Source organism: Pantoea sp. X-Soil-ISGK-355 (assembly GCF_059730805.1).
The window spans coordinates 972,350-993,108 of sequence record NZ_AP035971.1; the positions used below are offsets into that span (position 1 = coordinate 972,350).

A 20,759-nucleotide genomic window follows, 5' to 3' on the forward strand; every position below is an offset into this window, starting at 1 on the left:
TAATTTCCAGTTATCATGCGTCGCATTATTAAGCTCACCATGCAGCCGCATCGCGCGGTCAGGCGGAGGAATGGCCCTGATGTCACTACCCATCTTTTTGATTGGCGCTCGCGGTTGCGGCAAAACCACGGTCGGCGAAGCGTTGTCGCAGGCGCTGGGCTACGCCTTTAGAGATACCGATCACTATCTGCAACTCAGCACGCAGCGCAGCGTGGCTGAGATTGTTGCGGCAGAAGGCTGGGAAGGTTTTCGCGCCCGTGAAACGGAATCGCTTAAAGCGGTAACAGCACCCGGGACCGTGATTGCTACCGGTGGTGGTATGATTCTGGCTGAAGAGAACTGCCGCTTCATGCAGGAGCAGGGCCGGGTGATCTGGCTCAGCGCGTCGCCCGAAGTGCTGGCAGAACGACTGGAAAGCGAACCTGAAGCGGCTCAGCGTCCAACGCTGACCGGACGTCCGATTGCCGATGAGATGAGTGATGTGCTGCGTGAACGTGCGCATCTCTACCAGGCGGCGGCCCATCATCAGGTCAACGCCATGCAATCGCCGGCGTGCGTGGTGGAAGAGATTCTGCTGTCACTTTCCCTGGCGCGCGCCAGCTAACCCTCCGATTTTTCCCGCTTTGATCCCGCTTCGGATGGCATTGTCTATACTTACTCTATGACAGGCAGCGGCCTGTCCTGTGGAATGTTATTCAGACAAGAGGGACACAGTATGCCGACCAGACCACCGTACCCACGTGAAGCGAAAGTTGTGCCCGTTGAAAAGGGCACTGAAGGTAATAAAGTCACTTCTTACGAATTGCGTGCTGATCATCCCAAACCGAATTCATTAATCAGCGAGCACGAGACGGAAGAAGAAGCGCATGATGCTAAAGCGCGCTACGAAGACGTCGAAAAAGAGTAACACGTCACGGCTGGCAGGGACGCCAGCCTGCTGCTCAGCTTTAATCTGCCCGTAAGTTGCCTGATCTTTTCCCTCTATGTTTGACTCCCCAAATCCCCATAGCCGAATCAAAACAGTGCTGCCCGGACCACCTGCTTAACGCGCTCTCCCATCGGAAGAGATCACAAACGACCATCATTTCGCGTGACAGATCAGCGGGTTCCCTTCTACACTTCCAGACACACAACATGTGCTCTGGAGAACTATTATGCTCAACGTAAGTGAGTATTTTGACGGAAAAGTTAAATCTATCGGTTTTGACAGTGCGAGCACCGGTCGTGCCAGCGTGGGCGTGATGTCTGAAGGTGAATACACATTTGGAACCGGCCAGCCGGAAGAGATGACCGTCGTCAGCGGCTCGCTTAAGGTGTTGCTGCCGGGTGAGACTGAGTGGAAATGGTTTGAAGCGGGTTCGGTGTTTAACGTGCCGGGTCACAGTGAATTTCATCTGCAGGTCGGCGAGCCAAGTTCCTATCTCTGCCGCTACCTGAAAGACAAAGATTAAAAAAAGGGCCGCTAAGCGGCCCTTTTTTTGGGCAAACCATGTCTGTCCGGGTGATTCTGATTAACGCTGGGCTTCGCCACCTAAGGCTTCCACCAGATTGCTGGTCAGTGCGGCCAGTTCGCTGGTCATCAGAATAAAGTCAGCATCAAAGCGCTGAGCAAAATCTTCGCGGTCGATATCGTCGTTCTGGTCGCGCAGCGTGTCGCTGAACTTCAGACGTTTCACCGAACCGTCATCCGCCAGCACGAACTGAATGCGCTCCTGCCAGTCGAGTGCCAGTTTGGTCACCAGCTTGCCCGCTTCGATGTGGTTGGCGATCTCATCGCATACCAGATCCTGTTTCTTGCAGCGAATGACGCCGCCATCTTCCAGCAGCGCTTTCAGCTCCGCTTCATCCATCAGCGCAAAACCGGCAGGCAGATCGCCCGAACGAACCCACTCGGTCAGGGTCAGCTCAATCGGGTTTTCCAGCGTCAGCGGCACCACCGGCAGTGAACCCAGGCTTTTGCGCAGCAGCGCCAGGGTATCTTCCGCTTTTTTTGCGCTGGCACAGTCCACCATAATCAGATTGTTGACCGTGTCGATCCACAGATAAGTCTGGCTGAAACGGCTGAAGGCGCGCGGCAGCAGGCTGTGCAGCACTTCATCTTTCAGCGAATCTTTTTCGGTCTTTTTGAGCTTGCGGCTCTGCTCAGATTCCAGCTTGTCGATTTTCGCTTCCAGCGCCTGTTTCACGACCGGCGACGGCAGGATTTTTTCCTCTTTGCGGGCGCAAATCACAATCTGGCCTTTGTTCTCATGGGTCAGCGCGTCGCTGCGGTTACCCATCGGCGGGACCCAGCCGGTCTTGCTCATATCCTGACTGCCACACGGTGAAAACGTGAAGGCGTCGAGCTGTTTTTCCATCTCATCTGCGGACAACGGAATGTCACGATTCAGACGATAAACCATCATATTTTTAAACCACAACATCGGGATTCCTTACCGTGGCGCGATCGGGCGCACAAGTCTGCGAGAGTCAGCGCGCATGATAGCGAAACATCGGAGTGGTTTCATTGCCTTTAAGGCAGCCGCCTTCTACTGTATCTCTCACCTGAACGAATAACGAGGAGGTAACCTTGCGCATAGGCATAGATCTGGGTGGCACCAAGACAGAAGTGATTGCATTGTCGGATAAGGGACAGGAGCTGTTCCGCCATCGGGTGAATACCCCGCGTGATGACTATCAGGCAACGGTGCAGGCGATTGTCGATCTGGTCACACTGGCGGAGCAGAAAACCGGCGAGACCGGCACGGTCGGGCTGGGTATTCCTGGCTCGCTTTCGCCCTTCAGTAAGCGGGTGAAAAATGCCAACTCTACCTGGCTCAACGGCCAGCCGCTGGACAAAGATCTGGCTCAGGCGCTGAACCGGGAAGTGCGTATTGCCAACGACGCCAACTGTCTGGCCGTGTCGGAAGCGGTCGATGGTGCGGGTGCCGGACAGTCGCTGGTGTTTGCCGTGATCATCGGCACCGGGTCGGGCGCGGGTGTAGCGATCAATGGGGAGTCGCGCATCGGTGGCAACGGCAATGCCGGCGAGTGGGGCCACAATCCGCTGCCGTGGATGGATGAAGATGAGCTGCGCTACCGTCAGGAAGTGCCCTGTTATTGCGGGCAGCAGGGCTGCATCGAGACCTTTGTTTCTGGCACCGGTTTTGGTATCGACTATCAGCGGCTGAGTGGCGTGCATCGCAAAGGTGCTGAGATCGTGTCGCTGCTGACGCAGCAGGATCCGATCGCCGAACGGGCGATGAGCCGTTATGAGCTGCGGCTGGCCAAATCGCTGGCGCAGGTGGTGAATCTGATCGATCCCGACGTGATCGTGCTGGGTGGCGGGATGAGCAATGTGGATCGTCTCTATCAGACCGTACCGGTGCTGATGAAGAAATGGGTGTTTGGCGGGGAGTGTGAAACGCCGGTGCTGAAGGCGCAGCATGGCGACTCCAGCGGCGTTCGCGGTGCGGCGTGGCTCTGGCCGCTTAACGGCTGAGTGTCCCGCACATCCGCTGACGTTCAGCGCCTGGGTTTCTGGCGCTGAACTTAAGCCCCGGCGCGGCATCCTGCCGCGCCGCGGTTATTCGCCCACCAGCATCGTGTCCTGCGGAGCCCGGTCGCGCTGCGCTTTGGTGGCGAGGAAGTAGAGATAGCCGACCAGCATAATGGCGAAAAACAGTGCGCCAATCACCGGATTAAACCACAGCATCGCCAGCAGGCAGATGACTGACAGCAGCAGAGCGATGCCCGGTACAATCGGATAGCCCGGCGCGCGGAAACTGCGCACCATCTCCGGCGCGCTGCGGCGTAGTTTAAACAGGCTCAGCATGCTCATGATGTACATCACAATCGCGCCAAACACCGCCATGGTGATCATCGCCGCCGTCAGCGTCATTCCCTGCAGATTAATCACGCCATCGCTGTAAATCGCCGCGATGCCCAGCACGCCGCCGAGAATAATGGCGCGATGTGGGGTCTGGAAACGCGACAGTTTTGCCAGCGAAGGCGGCAGATAGCCCGCGCGGGCCAGGGCAAAAAACTGCCGTGAATAGCCGAGGATGATGCCGTGGAAGCTGGCAATCAGGCCAAACAGCCCAATCCACACCAGCATATGCATCCAGGTAGAGTGTTCGCCAACGATCATTTTCATCGCCTGTGGCAGCGGATCGTTAATGTCGGCCAGTTTACGCCAGTCACCTGCGCCGCCCGCCATCAGCATTACGCCAATTGCCAGCACTACCAGCGTCAGGATCCCGCTGATCCAGGCACGGGGAATGGTCCGGGTAGGATCTTTCGCCTCTTCGGCCGCCATCGCGGCACCTTCAATGGCAAGGAAAAACCAGATAGCGAAGGGAATAGCGGCGAAAATGCCGGAGAAGGCGGGCAGTCCGAAGCTGTCACTGCCCGCCCAGCCGTGTGCGGCAAAGTTTGCCAGGCTGAAGCCAGGTGAGACCACGCCCATAAATACCAGCAGCTCAATGACCGCCAGTACAGTGACAACCAGTTCGAACATCGCCGCCAGTTTTACACCGAGAATATTCAGCGTCATAAACAGCAGGTACGCGCCGACCGCCGCGGTTTTCGGATTGAGTTCGGGATACTGCACATTCAGATAAGCCCCGATCGCCATGGCAATCGCCGGAGGCGCAAAGACAAATTCAATCAGCGTCGCCAGACCAGCAATCAGCCCGCCGGTTTCGCCAAAGGCGCGACGGCTATAGGCAAAGGGTCCGCCTGCATGAGGGATCGCGGTGGTCAGCTCGGTGAAGCTAAAAATAAAGCAGGTGTAGAGCGTGGCGATCAGCGCGGTAGTAACCAGAAATCCCAGCGTGCCCGCCACGGCCCAGCCGTAACTCCAGCCAAAATATTCGCCTGAGATCACCAGGCCAACCGCAATCCCCCACAGATGCAGGGTGCCCAGAGTGGGCTTGAGTCCGTTTGTCATTCTGCTATCCCCGTCGTTGTTGGTCTCACGCGGCCTTACACCGCCATAACTACTAAAGTAAGGGGATAATGCCGTTGCATTACTCACCACGACTTGACGCGGGCGCAGTGACTTCTGTCCTCCACGGTCAACTCACAGGCAACAACCGGGCCGGATGCACGCTGCGGTCAACTTTGTCTCTTCTGAGGTCAAGCAACTCACCTTCTGGCAACACATGCTGAGATAACGCAAGTGAAAAGGAGCCGGATGATGAGCGCAAAACAATATGACAACCTGACTGATTCCCAACTCACCCTGATGGCGCAGCAGGCGCTGGCCTGTTATCCCGCTGCGCTGCAGGGGCAGCTCAGCCTGCTGTGCCGCTCAGAGAACGCCACGTTCCTGGTTAAAGCGGCAGGCCGGCGTTATGCGCTGCGGCTGCATCGCGGCGATTACCATCAGAAAGCGGATATCCTTAGCGAACTGCTGTGGCTCGACGCGCTGCGCGAAACCGGCATTATGGTGCCGGAAGCGGTGCCGGACAACGCGGGCGAAACGGTGCTGACGCTGCGGCTGCCGGATGGCAGTGAGCGCTACGTGGTGCTGTTTCACTGGATCGAGGGGGAGATGCCGACCACCGACGTTGATCCCCGCGCCTTTCAGCAGCTGGGACAGATTACCGCGCGGCTGCATCAGCACAGTAAGCAGTGGCAGCCACCCGCGGGTTTCCAGCGCATCATCTGGGATCACCACACCATGACCAGCGCTGAGAGTCACTGGGGACGCTGGCAGGATGCGCCCACTCTGCCTCCCGCCGATCACGGCGTCGTCGAACAGACGATCGCGCAGGTCGGCGCGGCGATGGCGCAGTTTGGTAAGGGATCGGATCGCTATGGTCTGATCCACGCCGATCTGCGGCTGACCAATCTGCTGCTGCACAAGGGCGAAACGCGGGTGATCGACTTCGATGACTGCGGACTTGGCTGGTATCTGCACGATCTGGCGGCGGCGATCAGTTTTGTTGAGCATCATCCGCGCGCACCAGAGTGGATCGATCACTGGATACGCGGTTATGAGCAGGTGGCGCATATCAGCGATGCCGAGATGGCCATGCTGCCCGCGCTGCTGATCCAGCGTCGTATCCAGCTCACCGCCTGGATAGGATCGCATGCTGAAACCGAAATGGCGCGCAGTCTCGGCCCGGAGTGGGCCAGTCACTCGGTCCGCCTCTGCCGCGATTATCTGGCGGGTAAACCGCTGCCGGTCGGCGTCTGATGCACCAGCGGCGGGCGTAGCTGCGCCGCCGCAGTGCCGGATGCCGTGTCCGGGCGCAGTCTGGACCACCCGCAGGCGGTGCGGCGGGGCCTGGGAACCTGGTATGGAATTTGCTCTGATCTCAGGAACGGGTGATCCACCTGACTTCTGACTGAGGCGACCATGAATCCGACACTGATCAAGCCTGATGCATTTGCGGCCTGCTCTGCAGCGGCGGGGGCAGGCAATCACGGCGTGCTGGCTGCGGCGGCGACCGGTTTAAGCGAGTTTATTCATTCTCAGGGCGGCGATGTTGATCGCATTTTTGGCATCAGCGGCATCGATCCGGAGCGCCTGGCCAGCCCGACGCTGAGCCTGGGGCTGGTTAACTATTGTCGGGTACTGGAAGAGGCGGCGCGTCACTCCGGTTTTGATAACTTCGGTTTGCACTACGGCAGGCAGTTTAAACCGCAGTCATTAGGTCTGATCGGCTACATTGGCTTGTGCTCCGATACGCTGGAACAGGCGCTGCACAATGTGGTTAACGCATTTCCCTGGCATCAGCACGACACCTTAACCCGGCTGGTGGATAAGGGAGAGTGCTGGCGGCTCGACTATCAGGTACGGCACGGCGCGATCCTGTCGCGCCGTCAGGATGCCGAGCTGACGCTGGGAATGTTTATGAATCTGATCCGCCACGTCGCTGGCAGACACTGGGCACCACGTGAAGTCCATTTCGAACACCCCCGTCCCGGCCAGTGGCACGATCACTGCAAAGTATTTGATGCGCCGGTCTGGTTCGATCAGCCGTTTAATTCGCTGGTGATCCCGAAACGCGATCTGCTGCGCGCGATGCCGGAGAGCGATCCGATCCTGTTGATGGTGATGCAGGATGCGATCCGGCGGCTGAACCGTGGGACGTCTCAACAGAGCATGATTGAGCAGGCGCGTTCGCAGGTTAATTTATCGCTGATGCAGGGCGAGCCGGTACTGGAAGAGGTGGCGGATAAACTCGGGCTGTCGAGCTGGTCACTGCAGCGACGGCTGCGCGAAGAGGGCAGCAGCTTTACTGCGCTGGTGGATCAGGTGCGCTGCGAGATGGCGACGCACTATCTGCAGCAGAAGCAGCTGCCGATCTCGGAGATGGCGTTGCTGCTGGGCTACTCGGAAGTCAGCGCGTTCTCACGCGCATTTCGCCGCTGGTTTGGCATCAGTCCGCGCCAGTGGCGTCAGGAAGGTCTGGCCAGCTAACCACGCGGCGCAAAGCCAAACCACGCCGGTTGTCCAGGCTCCGGTGGCGGTGGCAGATCGCGCGTTTGTGCCACCAGCTGCCAGGCACGCAGGCAGAGCGCCTCATCCCCCTGAGTCTGCGTCACCGCATAATGTCTGCTATGTTGCTGCCACTCCATCCGTACCAGACATTGCTGACCCGTATAACGTACCGCATCAGTAAACTGCCGATTCAGTACCGGCTGCATTTGATTAGTCCAGTGACAGGATTTACTGTCCGGATCCTTCGCAGGCTCACACAGGTTTGCCACGCTATCACGTTGCTTTGACAAAGGTTGCTGACAGGCACTGAGCGAAAAAGCAATAATCACACCCGGCAACATTCTCACTATTGTATTAATTAAATTCATTAAATTAGCCACTTTTTTCTAAAGATCTTCCGGTCTGCTGCCGACAGTCTACAGACCGGCATGCTGAATGCTATGGCATTCCTCCGACTGTCGGCAGAACCAGAATTTACCGCCCCTGTGCGGATGATGTCTCTTTTCACTTCATGGATTAGAAATGCAGAAAAAATATGCCTTTGCGGCACTCTCCTTGTTAACCACCTCGCTGATCAGCGGCTGTGCCACCGAATCTTCCCGTGCAATTCAGGCGCCGCAGGTTCGCGCAGCCAGCCAGCCGGTTTATCAGGGCGTGCGCAGCCCGATTGCGGTAGGTCAGTTTGATAACCGTTCCTCGTACATGAACGGCATCTTCTCTGATGGCGTCGATCGGCTGGGTAATCAATCGAAAACCATTCTGATTACCCATCTGCAGCAGACCAATCGCTTCAGCGTGCTGGATCGCAGCAACCTGAAAGAGTTGCAGCAGGAGTCAGACTTCAAACGCAGCCAGCAGAATATCAAAGGCGCGAACTTCATCATCACCGGTGATATCACCGAGTTTGGCCGCAAAGAAGTAGGCGATCAGCAGCTGTGGGGCATTCTGGGCCGCGGCAAAACTCAGATCGCCTATGCCAAAGTGAATCTCAACGTGGTGGATGTCGCCACCTCTGAAGTGGTTTACAGCACCCAGGGTGCGGGCGAGTACCAGCTTTCGGCACGCGAAGTGATCGGCTTTGGCGGCACCAGCAGCTATGACTCGACGCTGAACGGTAAAGTGATGGATCTGGCGATTCGCGAAGCGGTTGATCATTTAGTGGATGGAATCAACAACGGCGCATGGCGCCCGGCTAAATAAGGAAGCAGTAAATGAAAATGATGACACTGAGCAGCCTGCTGATGGCAGCAGCGCTGTTGGCCGGCTGTGCGCCAAAAGCGCCGAAAACGATCTACTACTGGGGCGACTATCAGGAACAGATTTATAGCTACTATCAGCAAAGCGGCGATCCGCTGAAGCAGATCGATGCGCTGAATCTGGATGTGGAAAAAGCCCGTGCTGCGGGTCAGCCAGTGCCGCCAGGCCTGCATGCGCAGCTCGGCCTGCTCTACGCTAAAACCGGTGATACCAATAAAGCGTTTGGTCAGTTCGCCACCGAGAAGCAGCTGTTTCCCGAATCGGCACCTTACATGGATTTTCTGATGAGTAAAAAACAAGGAGGGGTACAGTGAAAAAATGGATTGCTCTGAGCGGCGCGCTGATCGTGCTGTTACTGACTGGCTGTGCGCAGCCGAAAAAACCGTATGACTACACGGCGTTTCATGCCAGCAAGCCTGCCTCGATTCTGGTGCTGCCTGCCGCTAACACCTCGCCGGATATCAACGCTGCGCACAGCCTGAACTCGCTGGTGACGCGTCCGCTGGCCGAGGCCGGTTACTACGTCTTCCCGGTAGCGGTGGTTGAAGAGACCTTTCAGCAGAACGGCCTGTCCAGCGCCAGCGACGCCCAGGCGGTCAGCGCGAAGCGTCTGAATGAGATTTTCCACGCCGACAGCGCGCTCTATATCTCGATCAGCGACTATGGCAGCAGCTATCGTGTCATTGACAGCGTGACCACGGTGACCGCCAAAGCACGGCTGGTGGATTTACGCAGCGGCAAAGAGATCTGGCAGGGTTCCGCCACCGCTACCGACAATGATCAGGGCAACAATAACAATAACGGCGTGATCGGTATTCTGGTCAGCGCGGCGATCAAGCAGATCTCCGACAACGTCAGTGACAAAGCCCATACCGTGGCCGGACTGACCAGCAATCGTCTGCTGGCACAGAACGAGCAGGGCGGATTACTCACCGGCCCTCGCTACAAGGTCGTCAGCGCCCGCTGATCAGACTCAGACGGGCGCTCTGGCGCCCGTTATCCCTGCGGCAGCTCCAGCTGGCTGTAACCCAGGCCATTCATTTTGCGCACTTTAATCTGCACCGGGATGCGCTCTTTCATCGCTTCCACGTGGCTGATCACCCCAATGGTTTTGCCGCTGGCGTTCAGCGCGTCCAGGGCATCCAGCGCGGTGTCGAGCGTCTGCGCATCCAGCGTGCCGAACCCCTCATCCAGAAACAGCGATTCGATGCGCGTTTTGTGGCTGACCAGATCTGATAACGCCAGTGCCAGCGCCAGACTGACCAGGAAGCTCTCGCCACCTGATAACGTGCGGGTATCGCGCGCCGCATCGGCCTGCCAGGTATCGACGACATCCAGCTCCAGCAGATCCTGCGCCCGGCGCTGCAGCAGATAACGGCCATGTAGCCGATCAAGCTGGCGATTAGCGAGCGCGACCAGATGATCCAGCGTTAACCCTTGCGCGAAGCGCCTGAACTTGTCGCCGCTGGCGGAGCCGATCAGATCGTTGAGCAGGCTCCACTGCGCCAGTATCACACCATCCTGTTCAATCTGCGTCATCAGGCTCTGCTGTCGGGCGCGGAGACTGGCGTCGCTGTACAGCTGCTGCTGAATCTGACCCTGCTGGCTGGCGTTGTCGCGCAGGGCCAGCCGCAACTGCTCCAGCTGCTGCGCCAGCGCTTCCGCAGATTCCGGCATCGCGTCGGGCTTCGCCTGCTGATGCGCGCTGAGCCGCTGATGCAGATCCGCCAGTCGCGCCTGCTGCTGCTGGCATTGCTGATCGAGCTGCTGCAGCTGCTGGCGCAGTTGCAGTGCAGTCTGCTCATCCAGCAGCGCCTCGCGCAGGCTGGCTTCATCGGCAAATCCGGCGCTCTCCAGTGCCTGCTGCAGTGCGCTTTCCGCCTCTGCCAGTTTGCCGCTGAGGGTCTGACGCTGATTTTCCAGCCCCGACAGCTCACCCTGCAGGCGACTGACCTCGGCGTGCGCCTGTTGCAGGGCGGTGAGCTGCTGTGCCAGCTGTTCATCAGCGTGCTGAACGCGGGTCTGCATCTGCTGACGGGCGAGGGTAACCTCGCGATCGCCGAACAGCGCCAGACGGGCACGGCGCATCTCGCTGAGCTGCGTCTGGCTCTGCTGCTGCTGCTGCTGACGGGTCGTGAGCTGCTGCTGTTCCTGTTCAGCCTGCTGCTGCAGGGCAGTGAGCTGAGTTTCCCCTTTTAACAGCTGCGGCTGCAGGTTAGCGAGCAACTGCTCACTTTCCTGCCAGCGCTGCCAGCGCCGCTGTTGCTCCGCCAGCCACGCATCGCGATGGGCGGCATCGGGCAGGGCAAGACTATGTGCAGTGAACTGCTGCTCCAGACGGCTCTGCAACTGCGCCCAGGCCTGCTGTTCCTGCTGCTGACGCTGTTGCAGCGCATCCAGCGCCTGTTGCAGGCTGGTCAGCGACTGCTGCGCCAGCTGTCCGGCCTGCTGGTGCTGCTGCCAGGCCTGCAATTGCTGAAGATGGTGATCTTTCGCAGCCTGACGCGCCTGTTCAGCGGCCTCCTGAGCCTGTCGCTGCTGCTCAAGCTGACTTTCACGGTCGCTTTGTTGCTGCTGCCACGTGGCTAAGGACTCGCGATCGGCAAGCGGGAAGGTAAGTGCCAGCTCACCGCTCAGCGCCTGCCATTGCTGCTCAAGCTGATCAAGCTGTTGCTGCATCCCGGCGATTTCCTCGCGCAGAGTCTGCTGCTGCACCGTTGATTGCTTCAGCTGTTCGTTTTTTGCCGTGCCCGCTTCGCGCAGTGCCTCGGTTTGTTGTTGCAGCGCAGCCCTGCGCTGCTGGTTAGCACTTACTTCCAGTGTACTGTAGGCCTCGACCGCAGGATGGGTGCAGGAGCCGCACAGCGGACAGGGCTGATCGGCGGTGAGCCGGGCGCGGTAATCGCTGAGGTCGACAATCTGCTGCTCCAGCGCGCAGATTTTTTCGACGTCATCCAGCTGCTGCTTTTCGCGTTTCCACGTCTCGCGCAGGGTCTGAAGTTCCGCTTCACTCTGCTGATGCGCTTTTACCAGCGCGCTCAGCTTTTGCTGGTGCTGGTCCAGCTGCTGGTGCAGCGGCTGCCACTGCGTTGAGAGCAGCAGCAGTTGCTGACGCGCCGGACGACTGTTCTGCAACTGGCTTAATGCCTGGCGCAGTGCAGCCGGTGGATGCTGTTCATGAAGCGAAGTGAGTACCTGCTCCGCCTGCAACAGCGCCTGGCGGGCCTGTTGCTCCGCCTGCTGGCGCGGCAGTGCCTGTTGTGCCTGCTGCTGCTGTTTCGCCTGTTGCGCATCAATCTGTTGCTGCTGCTGCTCGCGCTGTTGTGTCAGTTCCGCTAGCGTCGCCTCACGCTGTGCCAGCAAAGCAAAATTCTCCTGCCATACCGGCAGCGAAGCGCCCCAGTGCGCCAGATCGGCAAGCTGCTCGCGTAACTGATGCTGTTCTGTAATCGCCTGCTGCCAGCCCGCGACCTGCTGCATCTGCTGCGTCAGGCTGGCCTGGGTCTGATCGGCATGCTGCTGCAGACGACTGTTCTCCTGCTGCTGCTCCGCAAGGTGCTGCTGCAGCGTACTCATCCGCTGATCCAGCGGCAGCACCTGTTCCGTCAGCAGGTTTTCCTGCTGCTGCTGTTCCTGCTGCGCCTGCTGGCGGGCCGTCTGAGCGGCTGCGTAGTGCTGCTGATGCTGCTGCTGCTGGTTCTGCGCCAGCGCCGTCGCTGACGTGAGCTGCTGATAGCGGCTCTCAGCCTGCTGCTGTTCGCTGCGCAACGCGTCGCGCTGCTGCAGTTTTATCCGCAGCTTTTCAGCCGGTTCGCTGCGAGCCAGCCGCTGGCGATCCGTCTCTGCCGCCTGTGCGACGGCCTGAGCCTGCTGCAGCGCGGCTTCAGCCTGCGCACTGTCCTGCAGTAACTGCTGTGCCTGCTGCTGCCATTGCTGCTGTTGCTGCGCCAGTTGATAGTGTGCACTGAGCTGCTGTTCCGCGTCAGTCAGAGCGGTGAGCTGCTGTTGCAGGGCGTCACGGGCGTCGCTATCCAGCAGGGCCATCGCCCCCGCCTGGCTGCGCAGCAGATCCAGCTGAGTTTTCGCCTCTTTGTGGCGCTCGTAGATGGCAGCGGAAATCAGGCCGTAAATTTCGGTGCCGGTTAGCTCCTCCAGCAGTTCGGCGCGTTCACTGGCTTTAGCATTGAGGAAGGCGGCAAACTGGCCCTGTGACAGCATCATCGAGCGGGTAAAGCGTTCGAAATCAAGACCTGAGAGGGTTTCGATCAGCTTCAGCTTGTCACCGACTTTATCGGCAACAATGAGGTTGTCGTCACAGCGCGCCAGCTCAACGCGCGGTGCCTGCAGTTTGCCGTCGGCGGTGCCGCGTGCGCGGTTCTGGCTCCAGAAGGCGCGCCAGGCTTCACCTTTGATCTCAAACTCGACCTCAGCCAGACATTCTGCGCAGTCGCGGGTCATCAGGGCATTCTGGCTCTGGGAAATCGCCCCCAGGCGCGGCGTCTGGTGATAGAGCGCCAGGCAGATCGCGTCCAGCAGGGTGGTTTTACCGGCCCCGGTGGCCCCGGTTATGGCAAACAGGCCGTTGCTGGCAAAGGGTTCGGCGCGGAAGTCGATGAACCATTCACCGCGCAGGGCGTTGAGGTTTTTAAACCGTAGCGTAAGAATCTTCATCGGGTCTCTTCCATAGCCGCCAGCGTCTGGCGAAACAGCGTGGTCATCTCGTCAATTTGCGCCGGTTGCAGCGCCTCATCCAGCGCCAGGCGGCGCGCGAAGACCTCTTCCACCTTCAGCTCACTCAGCGTTTCGTTGTCGAGCCGCGCCAGGCTCTGCTGACGCTGTTCACGACTGCGGCGTAACAGCAATACCTCGACCGGCAGCGTAGCGGTCAGTGTTTCGACCTGGCGCTGCAGATCGCTGAGGTACTCCTGGGTGGTAACCTCGATGTCGAGCCAGGTCGGTTTTTCCTGCTCTGTCGTACTAAAGGCGTTTAGCTGCTCCGCAATCTGCGCCAGCGAACCTTTCAGCACCTGCATCGGCTGCGTCTGTGGCACCACCAGCGGCGTAACTGACTGCAGGCCACTGACCGCCAGTTCCAGCAGGAAGACGCTCTTTTCACTCCCCAGCTCATCAAAGCTCAGCGGAATCGGAGAGCCGCTATAGCGGATATGCTCGCTGCCGGCCACGCGCTGGGCGCGATGAATATGGCCGAGCGCAATATAGTCAACAGCCGGAAACGCGCTGGCCGGAAACGCGTCCAGCGTGCCGATGTAGATGTCGCGCACCGAATCGCTCTGGCTGACGCCGACAGTGGTGAGGTGACCGGTAGCAATGATTGGCAGCGCATAGCCCAGCGCCTGGGCAGCGGCGAAACGCTGCTGATAGTGGTGGGCAATCGCCTCCAGCAGCGAGGTCTGTTTGTCGCGGCCCGACTGACCCGCCCGGCTGCGCAGGATATCGCGCGGGCGCAGATAGGGAATGGCGCACAGCAGCGCACCCGGCTCGCCCTGGCGGGTGTTGAGCAGTAGCACATCATCCTGCTCCTGCGGTGTAGCGATCACCCGGGTATTGAGACAGGCCAGCAGCTCGCGTGACTCGTTCAGCGTTGCCACGGAATCGTGGTTACCCGCCAGCACAATCAGCTGACAGCCGGTGGGCTGCAGCGCCACCACAAAACGGTTAAACATCTCGCGGGCGTAGCTGGGCGGCGTGCCGGTATCAAACAGGTCGCCTGCAATAATCAGCGCATCCACCTGATGCTGTTCAATCTGGATCAACAGCCAGTCGAGAAACGCCTGATGTTCGGCTGCCCGACTTTTGTTGTAAAAGAACTGCCCCAGATGCCAGTCCGCAGTATGAATAATGCGCATGATGAGTCCCTGCCGTTGTGATTCGCCGGGCGATTATACTGGCTCTGCGGCCAAAGCAAAAAAATGTCGCTGCGCTGTCATAAATGATTACCAGTGAGGTTACAGGCAGGTTATGTTTTTCATAAAAGTGTCACAAATCTGACGCATAATGGCGCCGCGAATCTCAGTGACAGCCGTCATAATCAGCAGGAGTAATAATGGCTAAGCGCATTTTGGTTGTGGAGGATGAAGCCCCCATCCGTGAAATGTTGTGTTTTGTTCTGGAGCAGAACGACTATCAGCCAATCGAGGCGGAAGATTATGACAGCGCCGTTGGCAAGCTGATTGAACCCTGGCCCGATCTGATTTTGCTGGACTGGATGTTACCCGGTGGCAGCGGTATTCAGTTTATTAAGCATCTGAAGCGCGAGGCGATGACCCGCGATATCCCGGTGATGATGCTGACCGCGCGTGGCGAAGAGGAAGATCGGGTACGTGGCCTGGAAGTGGGCGCCGATGATTACATTACCAAGCCGTTTTCACCCAAAGAGCTGATGGCGCGGATCAAAGCGGTGATGCGCCGCATTTCGCCGATGGCGGTGGAAGAGGTGATTGAGATGCAGGGGCTGAGTCTGGATCCCTCCTCACATCGCGTGATGTCCGAAACCACGCCGCTGGAGATGGGCCCCACCGAATATAAGCTGCTGCACTTCTTTATGACTCACCCGGAACGCGTCTACAGCCGCGAACAGCTGCTGAACCACGTCTGGGGCACCAATGTGTATGTGGAGGATCGCACTGTCGATGTTCACATTCGCCGTTTACGTAAAGCGCTGGAAGTCTCCGGCCACGATCGCATGGTACAAACCGTCCGTGGAACAGGGTATCGTTTCTCTGCCCGCTACTGAACGGAGCCTTTACCGTGCTGGAACGCCTCTCCTGGAAGAGATTACTGACAGAACTGCTGCTGGCCAGTCTGCCTGCTGCGCTGCTGGGCCTGCTGTTTGGCAGCCTGCCCTGGTGGCTGCTGGTGAGCGTGCTGGTGGTGCTGTTGTGGCATTTCCACAATCTGATGCGGCTGTCGCACTGGCTGTGGCTCGACCGCACCATGACGCCACCGACCGGGCGTGCCAGCTGGGAACCGCTGTTTTATGGGCTTTACCAGATGCAACTGCGCAACCGGCGGCGGCGGCGTGAACTGGGCAATCTCATTAAACGCTTCCGCAGCGGGGCCGAATCGCTGCCGGATGCGGTGATCCTGACCACGGAAGAGGGCACTATTTTCTGGTGTAACGGCCTGGCGCAACAGCATCTGGGGCTGCGCTGGCCGGAAGATAATGGCCAGAATATCCTCAATCTGCTGCGTTACCCGGAGTTCTCCCGCTATCTTCGCCAGCGCGATTTTGACAAGCCGCTGACGCTGGTGCTGAACAACAAACTTCATATGGAATTCCGCGTCATGCCCTACAGCGAGGGGCAATGGCTGCTGGTAGCCCGTGATGTGACGCAGATGCATCAGCTGGAAGGGGCGCGCCGTAACTTCTTTGCCAACGTCAGCCATGAGTTACGGACGCCGCTCACCGTGCTGCAGGGCTATCTGGAGATGATGAACGACTCGGTGATGAGCGAGCCTTCGCGCAGCAAAGCGCTGCACACCATGTCGGAGCAGACGCGCCGCATGGACAGCCTGGTGAAACAGCTGCTGACGCTGTCGCGTATTGAAGCCGCCCCCGCGATCGATCTCAAAGAGAAGGTCGATGTGCCGGTGATGCTGAAACTGCTGCAGCATGAGGCGGCGACACTGAGTGGCGGTCGGCACGATATCCATTTTCATACCGATCCCCATCTGAAAGTGTTCGGCAACGACGAACAGCTGCGCAGCGCGATCTCCAACCTGGTTTACAACGCGGTCAATCACACCCCGGAGGGCACGCGGATCGATATCAGCTGGCTGCGTGGCAAGCAGGGCGCAACCTTCCGGGTATGCGACAACGGGCCGGGTATCGCCTCAGAACATATTCCGCGTCTGACCGAGCGCTTCTACCGGGTTGATAAAGCGCGTTCACGCGCCACCGGCGGCAGCGGGCTGGGGCTGGCGATTGTGAAACATGCGCTGAGCCACCACAACGCGCGGCTCGATATCACCAGCGTGCCGCATAAAGAGACCTGTTTTACTTTTACGCTGCCCGCGAGGTTGATTGTCAGCAGCGTGATGCAGGAGAATGCCGTTCATTAATCGCTGCCGGATCTCTCTGATGCGCCTCCTTCTTTTGTTAATCGTCTCTCTGCTGCCGGGCATGGCGCTGGCCCAGCCCGGCGCGCTCTCCGGCAATCTCAGCAGCGTCGGATCCGACACGCTTGGCTATCTGATGACCCTGTGGGGCGAAGATTTCAGCCGCCAGGCACCGGGCGTTAATGTGCAGGTTCAGGCCTCTGGTTCGTCTACCGCGCCGACCGCGCTGGCAGCGGGTGCCGCTCAGCTCGGGCCGATGAGCCGACCGATGCAGGCCGACGAACGCCAGGCCTTTGAGGCGCGCTACGGCTATCCGCCGCTGGCAGTGCCGGTGGCGATGGATGCGCTGGTGGTGGTGGTGAATCAGCGCAATCCGCTGCAGCAGATTGAACCGCGTCAGCTCGATGCTATTTTCTCCATTACCCGCCTGTGTGGCGCGCACGGTGTGCCGCTGCGCTGGGGCGATCTCGGTTTAACCGGCGACCAGTGGCGTAAACGGCCGATTCAGCGTTATGGCCGCAACTCCGCCTCCGGCACGTGGGGTTTCTTCAAGCAGCAGGTGCTGTGCAAAGGCGATTTCCGCAGCGACGTGGCAGAGTTTCCCGGCTCGGCCGCCGTGGTGCAGGCGGTGGCCGGTAATTCGCGCAGCATCGGTTACGCCAGTTTCGGCTTTCATCTCAGCGGTGTAAAAATGCTGGCGGTGATGAACGATCAGGGGCAGGCGATTGTTCCGGATGCCGATGCTATCCGCAGTGGCCGCTATCCCTGGGCGCGTCCGCTCTATCTCTACGTCAACAAAGCGCCCGGCAAACCGTTGCCACCGCTGGTCGCCGCCTTTTTGCAGCAGGTACTTTCTCCTCAAGGCCAGCGGCGGGTCAGCGAAGCAGGCTACCTGCCGCTCTCTGACAGCCAGATGGCACAGGCACGCGCAGCGCTGCAATAATTTCCAACCTGAATTTTTTTCATCATCGCTGAATTTTCTTCAGTTGCAGACAGAGGTTACTCATGTCACTCTGCATTCAGACATATAGCCATCCAGATGGCTATTCATATCAGAATGTAATTATTTCCTGCCGCAATCATTTGCAGGAGAGACAGGAGTGATCATGCAAAGAGAAACCGCCCCGTTCCGCGCCGACACCGTTGGCAGCTTCCTGCGTCCTGCTGCGATTAAGCAGGCGCGCGAACAGTTTTCAGCGGGCGAGATTGATGCCGCAGCCCTGCGTCAGGTTGAAGATGCGGCAATCCGCGATGTAGTCGCGAAACAGCGCGAAAATGGCCTGAAAGTGGTGACAGACGGCGAGTTCCGTCGTGGCTGGTGGCATTTCGACTTCTTCTATGGCCTTGACGGCGTCGAGAGCTATGAAGCGGAGCAGGGCATCCAGTTTAATGGCGTTCAGACTAAAGCGCATGGCGTGAAAGTGGTGAGCAAACTCGGTTTCCCGGCGGATCACCCGATGCTCGGCCATTTTCGCTTCCTGCAGAGTATTGCCGGTGATGCGGTGCCGAAGATGACCATTCCCAGCCCCAGCGTGCTGCACTTCCGCGGTGGACGCAAAGTGATTGATTCGGAAGTCTATCCCGATCTGGCGGACTACTTCGACGATCTGGCGCAGACTTACAAACAGGCGATCAAGGCCTTTTATGACGCGGGCTGTCGCTATCTGCAGCTGGATGACACCGTCTGGGCGTATCTCTGTTCCGAAGATCAGAAGCGTGATATCCGCGCACGTGGCGACGATCCGGACCAGCTGGCCCAGACGTATGCTCAGGTGTTGAATAAAGCGCTGGCGGATAAACCTGCCGATCTGACCGTGGGTCTGCATGTCTGTCGCGGTAATTTCCGCTCAACCTGGATTTCTGAAGGCGGCTATGGACCCGTGGCAGAAATCCTGTTCGGCAGCGTCAACGTGGATGCGTTCTTCCTGGAGTATGACAATGCCCGTTCTGGCGGCTTTGAGCCACTGCGTTACGTCAGGCCGGGCCATCAGCAGGTCGTTCTGGGCCTGATCACCACCAAAGTAGGTGAGCTGGAAGATCCGGCGCAGGTGAAAGCCCGACTGGAAGAGGCGACGCAGTATGTCAGCCTGGACCAGATCTGCCTCAGCCCGCAGTGCGGCTTTGCTTCTACCGAAGAGGGCAATAGCCTGAGCGAAGCGGAGCAATGGCAGAAGATTTGTTTAGTGGTCGATATCGCTAATCAGGTCTGGTAATGCTGTAACGTTGTGCAGACAGGCGCGTAAAACGCGCCTTTTGTGTATCTTCTGGCCCATTTATGCGGGGTTTTCTCACGCTCTGTCTGTTATTTAAGCACATCATCTTGTGTGCCTACGGCAAAAATTAACGCTATCCACTGCCTTTTGAAAAAATGGTGGCATAACCTTCTGGTTTTCCGATCCCGTATTGCCTTTTACCGCTATAAACGTTTTACTTAGCGCCGTTGTCGATCCATCCCTCTGTGAACAGAATAAAAGCAGCTTAAATCACCTGCGCTTTACCCTGCGATGAGCATAATGCGCTGACATTGTCAGCCAGGTCGCGGTTTGCACGCAGCGAGGGGACAACACTAACCCAACTTCCACCGCAACATCAGTGACAGGCCGTATGACACATCGTTTAACTTCGAAGGACATTCTCGCGCTGGGCTTTATGACATTTGCCCTGTTTGTTGGCGCGGGTAACATCATTTTTCCGCCAATGGTCGGCATTCAGTCTGGCGAACACGTCTGGACAGCCGCGATTGGTTTTCTGATTACCGCAGTCGGTCTGCCCGTGATGACCGTGATCGCGCTGGCCCGCGTCGGCGGCGGCGTGGATGCGCTCAGCAGCCCGATAGGCAAGGTCGCTGGTATCGTGCTGGCCACCGTGTGCTATCTGGCTGTCGGGCCGCTGTTTGCTACCCCGCGCACGGCAACGGTCTCGTTTGAGATGGGCATTGCACCGCTGACCGGCGATGGCGCGCTGCCGCTGTTCATCTATAGCCTGATCTACTTCGCGCTGGTGATTGGCGTGTCGCTCTATCCGGGCAAGTTGCTCGACACGGTAGGGCACTTCCTTGCGCCACTAAAAATTATCGCGCTGACCGTGCTGGGCGTTGCTGCGCTGGTCTGGCCTGCAGGCGGGACCATTCCGGCGACGGCTGATTATCAGCGGGCGGCGTTCTCCAGCGGTTTTGTTAATGGCTATCTGACCATGGATACGCTGGGCGCGCTGGTGTTTGGCATCGTGATTGTTAATGCCGCCCGTTCACGTGGTGTTGATAATGCCGCGCTGCTGACCCGCTATACCGTGCTGGCAGGATTGATTGCCGGTCTGGGCCTGACGCTGGTCTACCTCTGCCTGTTTAAACTGGGCGCGGGCAGCGGGGCGCTGGTGGATCAAAATGCCAATGGTGCAGCGATTCTGCACGCGTATGTTCAGCATACCTTTGGCAACATGGGCAGCTTCTTCCTGGCCGCGCTGATCTTCGTCGCTTGTATGGTGACCGCTGTCGGCCTGACCTGTGCCTGTGCGGAATTTTTTGCGCAATACCTGCCGTTGTCGTATAAAACGCTGGTGTTTATTCTGGGTCTGTTCTCGATGGTGGTGTCGAATCTCGGCCTGAGCCACCTGATTCAGATCTCCATCCCGGTACTGACGGCGATCTATCCGCCCTGTATCGTGCTGGTGGTGCTGAGTTTCACCCTCAACTGGTGGAATAAGAGCAGCCGGATTATCGCGCCAGCGATGCTGGTAAGCCTGCTGTTTGGCATTGTTGATGCGATTAAAACTACCGGGTTTAAAGATTTGCTGCCGGCATTCAGTCAGCATCTGCCGCTGGCCGATCAGGGTCTCGCCTGGTTGCCACCGTCGCTGGTAATGCTGCTGATTGCCGCTGTTGTGGATCGGGTGAAAGGACCGGAACAGGTGACGGTTCACTCGTAACAGAGCGCACTGATTCTTCTTTAACCACGGGCTTGCCCGTGGTTTTTTCATTTCACAGGTACAG

General features: G+C 58.5%; 19 protein-coding genes. 14 read left to right on the forward strand and 5 right to left on the reverse strand.

The genetic code is table 11. The features are described from left to right. The first annotated feature begins 79 nt into the window (after positions 1-79). From aroL to ppnP, 3 genes are all read left to right on the forward strand, one after another. The gene (gene aroL / locus AC6I8J_RS04270) at positions 80-604 is read left to right on the forward strand and encodes a shikimate kinase AroL (protein ID WP_161735310.1); all 525 of its coding nucleotides are present in this window, start codon (positions 80-82) and stop codon (positions 602-604) included. A gap of 111 nt (positions 605-715) precedes the next feature. Then, positions 716-907: a YaiA family protein gene (locus tag AC6I8J_RS04275; protein WP_161735308.1), complete on the forward strand. Its 192-nt coding sequence runs from the start codon at positions 716-718 to the stop codon at positions 905-907. 247 nt (positions 908-1,154) lie between these two features. Next, the gene (ppnP, locus tag AC6I8J_RS04280) at positions 1,155-1,451 is read left to right on the forward strand and encodes a pyrimidine/purine nucleoside phosphorylase (RefSeq protein ID WP_003850060.1); all 297 of its coding nucleotides are present in this window, start codon (positions 1,155-1,157) and stop codon (positions 1,449-1,451) included. Positions 1,452-1,511: 60 nt separating this feature from the next. Here ppnP and rdgC read toward each other — a convergent pair whose 3' ends face one another. Further along, positions 1,512-2,423, reverse strand: a complete 912-nt coding sequence (gene rdgC / locus AC6I8J_RS04285; protein WP_150013087.1) for a recombination-associated protein RdgC — start codon at positions 2,421-2,423, stop codon at positions 1,512-1,514. 146 nt (positions 2,424-2,569) lie between these two features. Here rdgC and mak point away from each other — a divergent pair, with 146 nt between their 5' ends. Next, on the forward strand, positions 2,570-3,481 hold the full coding sequence (mak, locus tag AC6I8J_RS04290; protein WP_161735307.1) for a fructokinase: 912 nt from the start codon (positions 2,570-2,572) through the stop codon (positions 3,479-3,481). Positions 3,482-3,565: 84 nt separating this feature from the next. Here the strand turns inward: mak and eat are convergent, their stop codons facing one another. After that, positions 3,566-4,930 (reverse strand): ethanolamine permease, encoded by a 1,365-nt coding sequence (gene eat, locus AC6I8J_RS04295; protein ID WP_497825123.1) that lies wholly within the window; start codon positions 4,928-4,930, stop codon positions 3,566-3,568. Between the two features lie 249 nt (positions 4,931-5,179). Between eat and AC6I8J_RS04300 the strand changes: the two genes are divergently transcribed. Together AC6I8J_RS04300 and qhpR are read left to right on the forward strand one after the other, a co-directional pair. Beyond that, positions 5,180-6,184 (forward strand): phosphotransferase enzyme family protein, encoded by a 1,005-nt coding sequence (locus AC6I8J_RS04300; protein WP_222925496.1) that lies wholly within the window; start codon positions 5,180-5,182, stop codon positions 6,182-6,184. A 162-nt stretch (positions 6,185-6,346) separates the two neighbouring features. Further along, complete coding sequence (gene qhpR, locus AC6I8J_RS04305; RefSeq protein ID WP_161735303.1) at positions 6,347-7,414, forward strand: AraC-like transcriptional regulator QhpR; 1,068 nt, start codon at positions 6,347-6,349, stop codon at positions 7,412-7,414. Here qhpR and AC6I8J_RS04310 read toward each other — a convergent pair. Beyond that, entirely contained in the window at positions 7,411-7,803 is a 393-nt protein-coding gene (locus tag AC6I8J_RS04310) for a cell envelope integrity TolA C-terminal domain-containing protein (protein WP_161735301.1), read from the reverse strand. The two genes, qhpR and AC6I8J_RS04310, sit on opposite strands and share 4 nt — an antisense overlap. Positions 7,804-7,957: 154 nt before the next feature. Here AC6I8J_RS04310 and AC6I8J_RS04315 point away from each other — a divergent pair, with 154 nt between their 5' ends. The 3 genes from AC6I8J_RS04315 to AC6I8J_RS04325 are packed head-to-tail and all read left to right on the forward strand — an operon-like array spanning position 7,958 to position 9,659. Next, positions 7,958-8,635, forward strand: a complete 678-nt coding sequence (locus tag AC6I8J_RS04315; RefSeq protein ID WP_161735299.1) for a CsgG/HfaB family protein — start codon at positions 7,958-7,960, stop codon at positions 8,633-8,635. A gap of 11 nt (positions 8,636-8,646) precedes the next feature. Then, complete coding sequence (locus tag AC6I8J_RS04320; RefSeq protein WP_161735297.1) at positions 8,647-9,006, forward strand: DUF4810 domain-containing protein; 360 nt, start codon at positions 8,647-8,649, stop codon at positions 9,004-9,006. Further along, on the forward strand, positions 9,003-9,659 hold the full coding sequence (locus AC6I8J_RS04325; RefSeq protein WP_161735295.1) for a DUF799 domain-containing protein: 657 nt from the start codon (positions 9,003-9,005) through the stop codon (positions 9,657-9,659). Before AC6I8J_RS04320 ends, AC6I8J_RS04325 begins: the two co-directional genes overlap by 4 nt. A gap of 29 nt (positions 9,660-9,688) precedes the next feature. Here the strand turns inward: AC6I8J_RS04325 and AC6I8J_RS04330 are convergent, their stop codons facing one another. Together AC6I8J_RS04330 and sbcD are read right to left on the reverse strand one after the other, a co-directional pair. Beyond that, entirely contained in the window at positions 9,689-13,363 is a 3,675-nt protein-coding gene (locus AC6I8J_RS04330) for an AAA family ATPase (RefSeq protein WP_497825124.1), read from the reverse strand. Then, the gene (gene sbcD, locus AC6I8J_RS04335; RefSeq protein WP_161735292.1) at positions 13,360-14,559 is read right to left on the reverse strand and encodes an exonuclease subunit SbcD; all 1,200 of its coding nucleotides are present in this window, start codon (positions 14,557-14,559) and stop codon (positions 13,360-13,362) included. The genes AC6I8J_RS04330 and sbcD overlap by 4 nt, the downstream gene beginning before the upstream one ends. Positions 14,560-14,756: 197 nt before the next feature. Here sbcD and phoB point away from each other — a divergent pair, with 197 nt between their 5' ends. The 5 genes from phoB to brnQ all read left to right on the forward strand — a co-directional run bounded on the left by phoB (position 14,757) and on the right by brnQ (position 20,695). Further along, positions 14,757-15,446, forward strand: a complete 690-nt coding sequence (phoB, locus tag AC6I8J_RS04340; RefSeq protein ID WP_003852491.1) for a phosphate response regulator transcription factor PhoB — start codon at positions 14,757-14,759, stop codon at positions 15,444-15,446. Between the two features lie 14 nt (positions 15,447-15,460). After that, positions 15,461-16,774, forward strand: coding sequence for a phosphate regulon sensor histidine kinase PhoR (gene phoR / locus AC6I8J_RS04345; protein ID WP_222924441.1), 1,314 nt, complete (start codon positions 15,461-15,463; stop codon positions 16,772-16,774). Between the two features lie 19 nt (positions 16,775-16,793). Further along, positions 16,794-17,714, forward strand: coding sequence for a PstS family phosphate ABC transporter substrate-binding protein (locus AC6I8J_RS04350; RefSeq protein ID WP_222924440.1), 921 nt, complete (start codon positions 16,794-16,796; stop codon positions 17,712-17,714). A 163-nt stretch (positions 17,715-17,877) separates the two neighbouring features. Then, entirely contained in the window at positions 17,878-18,984 is a 1,107-nt protein-coding gene (locus tag AC6I8J_RS04355) for a cobalamin-independent methionine synthase II family protein (RefSeq protein ID WP_260057607.1), read from the forward strand. A gap of 391 nt (positions 18,985-19,375) precedes the next feature. Beyond that, a complete protein-coding gene (gene brnQ / locus AC6I8J_RS04360) occupies positions 19,376-20,695 on the forward strand; it encodes a branched-chain amino acid transporter carrier protein BrnQ (protein ID WP_222924439.1) in 1,320 nt (439 codons plus the stop codon). The last annotated feature ends 64 nt before the right edge of the window (positions 20,696-20,759 follow it).